At 66.1% G+C, this 9,010-nt stretch carries 4 protein-coding genes and 1 pseudogene; 2 read left to right on the plus strand and 3 right to left on the minus strand.

All coding sequences use genetic code 11. The features are described from left to right. Positions 1-281: 281 nt before the first annotated feature. Positions 282-628: pseudogene (locus A7X97_RS00835) on the minus strand (phasin family protein). 116 nt (positions 629-744) lie between these two features. Then, positions 745-1,107 (minus strand): 6-carboxytetrahydropterin synthase QueD, encoded by a 363-nt coding sequence (gene queD, locus A7X97_RS00840; protein WP_072167756.1) that lies wholly within the window; start codon positions 1,105-1,107, stop codon positions 745-747. A 191-nt stretch (positions 1,108-1,298) separates the two neighbouring features. Between queD and A7X97_RS00845 the strand changes: the two genes are divergently transcribed. Together A7X97_RS00845 and A7X97_RS00850 are read left to right on the plus strand one after the other, a co-directional pair. Then, a complete protein-coding gene (locus tag A7X97_RS00845; RefSeq protein WP_072167757.1) occupies positions 1,299-3,938 on the plus strand; it encodes a TonB-dependent receptor in 2,640 nt (879 codons plus the stop codon). A 74-nt stretch (positions 3,939-4,012) separates the two neighbouring features. After that, on the plus strand, positions 4,013-6,607 hold the full coding sequence (locus A7X97_RS00850; RefSeq protein ID WP_111007455.1) for a M14 family zinc carboxypeptidase: 2,595 nt from the start codon (positions 4,013-4,015) through the stop codon (positions 6,605-6,607). Between the two features lie 543 nt (positions 6,608-7,150). On the opposite strand, the gene A7X97_RS00855 is transcribed toward A7X97_RS00850, so the two are convergent. Continuing rightward, positions 7,151-8,572, minus strand: a complete 1,422-nt coding sequence (locus A7X97_RS00855) for a DEAD/DEAH box helicase (protein ID WP_049414254.1) — start codon at positions 8,570-8,572, stop codon at positions 7,151-7,153. Positions 8,573-9,010 lie beyond the last annotated feature (438 nt).

Consider the following 9,010-nt stretch of genomic DNA (forward strand, 5'->3'; position numbering starts at 1 on the left):
GAGCTCTGGTTTTTTTTTTCAAGCAGAAGACGGCAACCGTGGTGGTGGGGAGTCTGGTGGTGTCGAAAATATGGAAAAGAGTCAGGGCCAACGGCCGGCGCCGGGGGACATTTGCCCAGGCCCCTGCCCGCCCCGGCGGGGCCCATCAGCTCGCAGGAAATCCAGACGAGGAAGCGCTCTTGAATCCAGACAACGGGCAAAAAAAGACCCGGCAGAGGGAGGGATCTGCCGGGTCCGGATTGCATGGGGGGAGGGACCCATGCAATGAGCGTTGCGTCGCGTCAGTGACTGTTCGCGTCCGCCGTTGATTCGTTGTAACCCTGCACCAGTTCGGACCAGGCCTTGCTGGCCTGCAGGCCGAGACCGACCACATCCTGCTGGGCCTGGCCCAGCCGCTGCAGGTTGTCCTGCCACAGCTGTGCGCCCCTGTTGAGCATCCCGGCCGCGTCGTCGCTGCGGGCCAGTTCACCCAGCCAGCCGCCGGTCGCGGTCAGGTTGCGCTCCATCGCCTTCAACTGCACGCCGAACATGCTTTCCGCGTTCTCCAACGCCAACCGGTTCGCACGGGTTGCCGCGGCGGCGAGCTGGCGGGTGCATCACTGAAGCGATCGCTGAAGGCGGCGGCCATGGGGCATCAGGGAGTGGCTTGATGCATTGCAGCATACGCCCTTGATGCGGCAATGCAACAAGAATAACAAAGGCGCTCAGGGCGCCTTTGAAAAACCTTTCAGATCAATGAGTTGATCAGGCCGTCGGACCGCGGTAGCGGCAGCCGGAGGTGCAGGTTTCGTGCACGGTGATCTCGCTCAGCGCCGGCAGGCTGGGCTTGAGTTCGTTCCAGATCCACACCGCCAGGTTCTCGCTGGTCGGGTTCTCCAGGCCGGGGATGTCGTTGAGGTAGTGATGGTCCAGGCGGTCATAGATGGGCTGGAAGGCCGCCTTCACGTCGCCGAAGTCCATGATCCAGCCGGTCTGCGCGCCGGGCTCGCCCTCGACCTTCAGTTCCACCCGGAACGAGTGGCCGTGCAGGCGCGAGCACTTGTGCCCCGGCGGCACGTTGGGAAGGCGGTGCGCCGCCTCGAGCATGAAGACTTTGAAGATTTCCATGGCGCAATTGTACGCCGCAGGTGGCCGGCCATCCTGAGTGGATGTCGGGCTTTCGTGAAGTAACTCTTTCCATCCGGATGAAGAGATGATAGCTTCTCTTATATCCGTATGAAGAGATGTTATTGGCCGGACCCGGGCCAGGCATGGACTACTGCGGAACTTCGTCGTCCTTACCATCTCCCCACATCGTCATGCCCAAGCACACCCTGCTCGTGGCGGCCCTGGCCGTCGCTCTGGCCGCGCCTTTGTCCGCCGCCGCCGAAACCTCCGCCGACGCCGTTGGTGACGCCAATACCCTGGCCGCCGTGCGTGTCACCGGTTCCAACATCAAGCGCACCGATACCGAGGCCTCCAATCCGGTGCAGGTGATCGGTCGCCAGCAGCTGGAACAGACCGGCAAGGCCACCGTGGCCGACGTGCTGCGTTCGATCTCGGCCAACACCGGCAACGCCGCCAACGAAACCACCAACAACGGCTGGGCGTCCGGCTCGGCCGGCATCGGCCTGCGCGGCCTCTCGCAGAAGAACACGCTGGTCCTGCTCAACGGCCGCCGCCTGGCCAACTACGGTTTCCCGGCCGGTGGCCTGTCCGACACCTTCGTCGATCTCAATGCGCTGCCGCTGGTCGCGGTCGAGCGCATTGAAGTGCTCAAGGACGGCGCCTCGGCGGTATACGGTTCCGACGCCGTGGCCGGCGTGGTCAACATCATCACCCGGCAGAACTTCGAAGGCGCCGAGATCGGCGGCAGCTTCGGCGGTGCCGACCAGGGCGGCCTGCACGAGCAGAACCTGAAGTTCGTCGGCGGCCTCGGTGATCTGGACACCGACGGCTACAACATCCTCTTCAGCCTGCAGGGTTACAACCGCGAGCGTCTGGACCAGGACGAGCGCAATCTGACCCGCAGTGGCATCTACACCGACAAGCCCGGTGGCCGCTGGAACGGCTGGTCGGCCAAGGGCGCACGCTACCTGGTCAACGGCGTGTCGGTGCCGATGCTCGATGCCAACGGCAACTGCCCGGCCGGCACCACCCGCGTTGCCAGCGCGCCGATCGATGGCCTGTCCGGTGATACCTGCGGCTTCAACCAGGCACCGTTCACCACGCTGATCCCCTCTACCAAGCGCTATCAGGCCTACGCCAACGGTACGTTCCGCCTGAACGACAACGTCGAAGCCTTCGGCGAGGTGCTGTACAGCCAGATCAAGAGCGCCGCGTGGTTCGGCAGCAGCCCGTTCTTCACCCTGGAGAGCGGCCGCTTCGCACTGAACGCGGACAGCGGCCTGGCCGAGCCGGTGTCGTCGCTGCTGCCGGCCAGCAATCCGTATAACCCGTACGGCCGTGCGATCCCGATCGAGTACACCTTCTTCGACCTCGGCGGCACGATCAAGACCAACCGCTCAACCGCCTATCGCGGCGTGTTCGGTCTGCGCGGCACCACCGCCAACTGGGACTGGGAAGTGGCTGCATTCGGTGCGCGCAGCAGTGAGCGGGAGACTGTGTCCGGCGGGTTCGCCAACCGCTGGGCGCTGGCCAACGCACTGTCCACGGGCAGCTACAACCTGCTTGACCCGGCAGCCACGCCGCAGTCGGTGCGTGATTCGATCAACATCGCCACGCTGCGTCCGGCCGAGTCCAAGCTGCAGGGCGTCGATGCGAAGATTTCCGGCAGCCTGGGCCGCACCTGGGCCGGCGAGATCGGCTTCGCCGCGGGTGCCGAGTGGCGCCGCGAGAAGCTCGATTCCAACAACCCGTGGCAGATCGATGCCGGCCTGCAGGTGCGCCCGGCCATCGCAGAAGTACATGGCCAGCGCCAGGTCAGTGCCGCCTACGCCGAAGTGAACGTACCGCTGGCCTCGACGCTGGAGCTGTCCGCCGCTGCACGCGCCGATCACTATGATGATTTCGGCGATGCGTTCTCGCCGAAGATCGGCCTGCGCTGGCAGCCGCTGGACTTCCTGCTGGTACGTGCATCGGCCTCGAAGGGCTTCCGTGCGCCGTCGCTGTCGGAAAACTCCAACAGCACCAGCATCGCCTATGGCAGCGTGGTCGATCCGCGTGATCCGGACGTGCCGGGCTCGCGGCAGAACCCGACCTTCTTCACCGTCGGCAACAACGCATTGAAGCCCGAGCGCACCAGGAGCGTGAACTTCGGCGTGGTGCTGTCGCCGTGGGCCAACACCAATCTGAGCGTGGACTACTACCGCATCCAGCTGGACAATCTGGTCGGCACCAACAACACCCAGACCCTGGTCAACGACAACGTGGCCGGTGCCGTGCAGCGCGACGAGCGCGGCAAGCTGCAGGCGGTCTACAACCGCTACCAGAACCTGAGCGAGCTGAAGACCTCGGGCATCGACGTCGAACTGCGCCAGCGCATCCCGACCGCGGTGCTGGGTGACTTCACCGTGTCCTCGGCCTACACCCACGTGCGCGACTACCGTCGCCCGACCGTGGTCGGTGGCCCGCTGGTCGACTACGCCGGCAGCAACCTGGGCGCGACCCTGCCCAAGGACAAGGCCACCACCACGCTGGATTGGAAGTACGGTGATTTCAACGCAGCCGTGACCTGGTACTACACCAGCAGCTACCGCCAGGAAGCCAGCACCGCCGCCAAGGCCGTGCAGCAGCGCGTTGGCAGCTACAGCCAGTACGACCTGTACCTGGCCTACACCGGCATCGACAAGCTGACGCTGTATGCCAAGGTGCAGAACCTGGCCGACAAGACGCCGCCGTACGACGCCTCGTTCCCGGGCATCCGCGCGCCGTACGACTTCAGCCAGTACGACCTGCGCGGCCGCTACTTCACGCTGGGCTTCGATTACCGCTTCTGATCCATCCGCCGCAGCCGGCCACCTGAAGGGACCGGCCGCGCAACTGTCTGCCGTTGTGTTCCAGGGGAGTCACCGTGTCCTTGCATCGCCGTGCCGTTCTTCCGTTGCTGCTTGCCGCCGCCACTGTACTGTCCTGCCCGCAGCCGGCGCAGGCACAGAGTGCCTATTTCTTCCCGCAGGCCACGGATGCGGCAGCCTTCGATGCAGCGGTGCCGACGCCGGAGCAGTTCCTCGGCTACCCGATCGGTAGCCGCTACACTCGGCACGACCAACTGGTGGCGTACTTCCAGGAGCTGGCGAAGCGTTCCGACAAAATCAGCGTGCGCGAGATCGGTCGCAGCTATGAGGGCCGCCCGCTGCTGATCGCCACCGTCACTGCTGCAGGCAATCATGCGCGGCTGGAGCAGATCCGCCAGCAGCACGCGACCCTGGCCGATCCGGCGCAACCGCGCAGCGCGGCCGGTGACAGCCCGGTGGTGGTGTGGCTGGGCTACAGCGTGCATGGCAACGAGACCTCCAGTGCCGAGGCGGCGATGCTGACCGCTTACTACCTGGTGGCCAACCGCAGTGCCGAAACCCAGCAGTGGCTGCAGCACGCGGTGGTGCTGTTCGACCCGGCACAGAATCCGGACGGCCGCGACCGTGCCGCCAACTGGCACAATGCCTGGGCCTCCGATCCGGCGTCGGCCGACCCCGCCGACAAGGAACATGTCGAGCCGTTCCCGCAGGGTCGCACCAACCACTATTTCACCGATCTCAACCGCGACTGGCTTGCCCTGACCCAGCAGGACTCACGGCCGAAGGTAGAGGTGTTCCACCAGTGGTACCCGAACGTGCAGATCGATTTCCACGAAATGGGCAAGGACAGCACGTACTACTTCGAGCCTTCGCCGAAGAGCATGCACAGCCCGTTGATTCCGGCGCCGTCGTACGAGTTCAACAAGACCCTGGCCAGGTACCACGCGCAGGCGCTGGATGCCTTGGGTTCGCTGTACTACACCGGCGAGAATTTCGACAACTTCTCGCCGGTGTATGGCTCGACCTATCCGGACTTCCACGGCGCGGTCGGCGTCACCGTCGAGCAGGCCAGTTCGCGTGGCCGCGTGCAGGAATCGGTGAACGGCCTGCTGACCTTCCCGTTCACCATCCGCAACCAGGTCGCCACCGGGCTGGGCACGGTGCGTGGTGCGGTAGCTGAGCGCAGCGGCCTGTTCGACCTGCAGAAGCAGTTCTTCCAGAGCGCGTTGAAGCAGGCCGCACAGCAGCCGGTGAAGAGCTTCGTGTTCGGCGACGCGCACGATCCGGCACTGACCCGTCGCCTGCTGGAACTGTTGCTGCTGCATCGCATCGAGGTGCGCGCGCTGGAGCATGCAGTCACTGTCGATGGCCAGCGCTTCGATGCCGGCAGCGCCTACGTGGTGCCGGTGCAGCAGGCGCAGTTCCGCCTGGTGCATTCGATCTTTGCCGAGACGCCGCCAATCAAGGGGGATGTGTTCTACGGCAGCACCAGCTATGCGATCGCACCGGCCTACGGCGTGGCGTTCGCCGGCAGCCGTAGCCGTATCGAGGGTGGCGCACGCGTGACCGCGCTGCCGGCGGAGCAGGGTGCGGTGCTGGGTGGCCAGGCCGGATTCGCGTACGCGATCGACTGGCGCGACTACAACGCCGGGCGCGCGCTGGCTGTGCTGCAGGGCAAGGGCGTGAGCGCACGTGCCGCGTTCCAGCCGTTCACCACCGCGACCGTGCAGGGCGAGGTCAGCTTCGCTGCCGGCAGCCTGGTGATTCCGGTTGCCGGGCAAGCGCTGCAGGGTGCGGCGCTGCTTGAGGCAGTGACATCGGCCGCGCGCGAGGCAGGTGTGCAGGTGCACGCGCTGTCCAGTGGCCGCAGCCGCGAAGGCATCGATCTGGGCAGTGACGGCGTCAAGGCGCTGCGCAAACCCGCGGTTGCGCTGGTGATGGGGGAGGGCGTGGCCGCCACCGAGATCGGCTCGGCCTGGTTCCTGCTCGACCAGCAGTTGCACTTGCCCGCCAGCAAGCTGGACCCGCAGCAGCTGGGCAAAGTGCCGCTGGACCGCTACACCACGATCGTGCTGTCCGGGGGGACCTACACCGGCGTCGATACCACGGCGGTGGCTGCACTGAAGCGCTGGGTGCAGGCCGGTGGTTCACTGGTGACCTACGGCAGTGCTTCGAAGTGGGCGATCGAACAGAAGCTCGCCGACGGCGAGAAGCTCGGCAAGGACGAAGAGACTGCCGACGAGAGCCGCCGCGCATTCGGCGACCAGCGCGACATCGCCGCGATCGAGCGGGTCAGCGGCAACATCCTCAGCGCCGATGTGGACATCAGTCATCCGCTGGCGTTCGGCGTGCCGCGCCGGCAACTGGCGGTCAACAAGGAAAACACAGTTGCCCTGCAGCCGAGTGCGAACCCATTCTCGACGGTGGTACGCATCGACACGCCGCCGCGGGTGAATGGCTATCTTTCCGAGCGCAACCGTGCGCGGGTGGCGGGCAGCGCGTGGCTGCTGGTGTCGGCGCAGGGGCAGGGCAACGTGGTGCTGTTCGCCGACGATCCGGCGCACCGGAAGTACTGGCACGGGACGGACCGGTTGCTGATCAACGCGATCTTCTTCGGGAATCTGGTGAATCCGAGCAAGGCGCGGGGTTGAGGCGTTTGGCGCCTTGACTGATGCGTGTGGGGGCGGCCGGGCGGGCTGCGCAGGACACGCTGTAAATGCGTCCATGTAAGCTCGATCGGCGCATCCATGCGCCTCACGGTCCTGCGCAGCTCGCCCGGCCTCCCCTCGACAGTTTCCTGCGGGCGCGGACGCGTCGAACCCCAAGGCGGGAGCAAGGGCAAAAGCAAAAGCACAGCCAGGAATCGCGACTTCGGCTTTTGCCTTTGAACTTGAATTTGAATTTGAATTTGATCTTTCTTCTCCCGGCTACCCGGCGGGAGAAGAAGGCGCAGGCAATGCTTGATGCGGATGGGCATGGGGGCAGCGCAGAACCGTTGGCGCCATGGATGGCGCCATCGAGCCTACATGGACGTATTTACAGCGTGTTCTGCGCTGCCCCCATGCCCATCCGCCCTCGGTACCGCCACCGCGTGCTTCATCACCCGGTAGCCAGCAACAAAAAAGGACGGCGCGTCAGCGCCGTCCCTCGATAGCCTCCCGCGCAACGGGAAGCACAACAGCTGTCAGCTGTGATCAGCCGGCGCGGCCGCCGCCATTGCCTCCCTGGCCGCGGCCACGGCCGCCACCATTACCGCCACCGCCACGACGCTGGCCCTGACCGGCGCCTGCACCCGCGCGCTGCTGGCCGTTGCCACCGCCCTCGCGACGGCCACCGCCGGCCTTCTTCGGGCCGGCATGCGCATGGCGCGGCGCATCACCGTGCGGACGGCGTGCGTGGCTCTTGCGCGGTGCGCGCTCGCCGGTATCGTGCTCGGCCTTGCCCGGCGCACTGTTGCCCCAGCGGATCGGCGTCTGCAGCTCGAAGCCCGGCACGTCGCGGATGTCCATGTCGCGGCCCAGCAGGCGCACGATCGCGCGCAGCAGCTTCACTTCATCCTGCGCCACCAGGGAGATCGCCTGGCCGGTGGCGCCGTTGCGGCCGGTACGGCCGATGCGGTGCACGTAGTCCTCGGCCACCATCGGCAGGTCGAAGTTGATCACCTTCGGCAGCTCGTTGATGTCGATGCCGCGCGCAGCGATGTCGGTGGCCACCAGCACGGTCACGCGGCCGGCCTTGAAGTCGCCCAGCGCACGCAGGCGCTGGCCCTGGCTCTTGTTGCCATGGATCGCCGCGGTCTTGATGCCCGACTTTTCCAGGAACGTGGCCAGCTTGTCGCTGCCGTGCTTGGTACGGGCGAACACCAGGGTCTGCTCGCGGCTGTCCTGCGCCAGCAGGTGCAGCAGCAGGTCGCGCTTGCGGCCGGCATCGACCGGATGCACGCGATGGGTGATGGTTTCGGCCACGGTGTTCTTCGGCGTCACCTGGATCTGTTCCGGGTTGCGCATGAACTCCAGCGCCAGCTGGCGGATGTTGTCCTCGAAGGTGGCCGAGAACAGCAGGGTCTGGCGGTTCTGCTTCGGCAGCTTGGCCAGGATGCGCTTGATCGACGGCAGGAAGCCCATGTCGAGCATGCGGTCGGCTTCATCCAGCACCAGCAGTTCAATGCCGGACAGGTCGACACTGCGACGCTCCAGGTGGTCGATCAGGCGGCCCGGGCAGGCCACCAGCAGGTCCACGCCACGGCGCAGGATGTCCAGCTGGTTGCCCATGCCGACGCCGCCGTAGATGCAGGCGCTGGGAATGCGCAGGTACTTGCTGTAGCCGCGCAGGCTGTCATGCACCTGGGTGGCCAGTTCGCGGGTCGGGGCCAGGATCAGCGCACGCGGCTTGCGCGGGCCGGCACGCACTTCCTGCGAGGCGGTGCCCAGGTGCTGCAGCAGCGGCAGGCCGAACGCGGCGGTCTTGCCGGTACCGGTCTGTGCGCCGGCCAGCAGGTCGCGACCGGCCAGCGCCAGCGGGATCGCCTGCTGCTGGATCGGGGTCGGGTTTTCGTAGCCCTGCTCGGCAAGCGCACGCAGCAGGAAGGGCGCCAGGCCCAGCGATTCAAAAGACATTGAGATTGCTCCAGGTACAAGAAACGCCTGTCCGAGCGGACAGACGGGGGCAGATCAAAGTGATCGGCTGACTCGGAGCGTTCCCGTGAACCGCGCTGCGAGAAGTTGGGTGCAGCCGGCACGAAGCGCAGGCTGGAATGCGTGACGAACGGCGTCGGAGTGGGGGCGGGCGAAGAGGGCGGACCCTGGTCGCCGGCGATCCCGAAGGGAAACGGACGGCCGCTGCAGACCTGCCTAGTCTAACCGATGGCTGAGACCTCGCGCAAAAAGCCCCGTTCAGGTAAGGGGGGGCTCTCTGCAGGGCTGCGCCCTGCACCCGCAGAGGCCAAAGCGACGTCAACGTCAAAAGCGGGTTTCCTGAGGGATGGCGGGGTGGGTCCGGTGGCGGGAGACGCCGTAAACCCGTCCATGGGGGCTTGGCCGCGGCATCCATGCCGC

This window comes from Stenotrophomonas sepilia (genome assembly GCF_003244875.1).
Classification (GTDB): domain Bacteria; phylum Pseudomonadota; class Gammaproteobacteria; order Xanthomonadales; family Xanthomonadaceae; genus Stenotrophomonas; species Stenotrophomonas sepilia.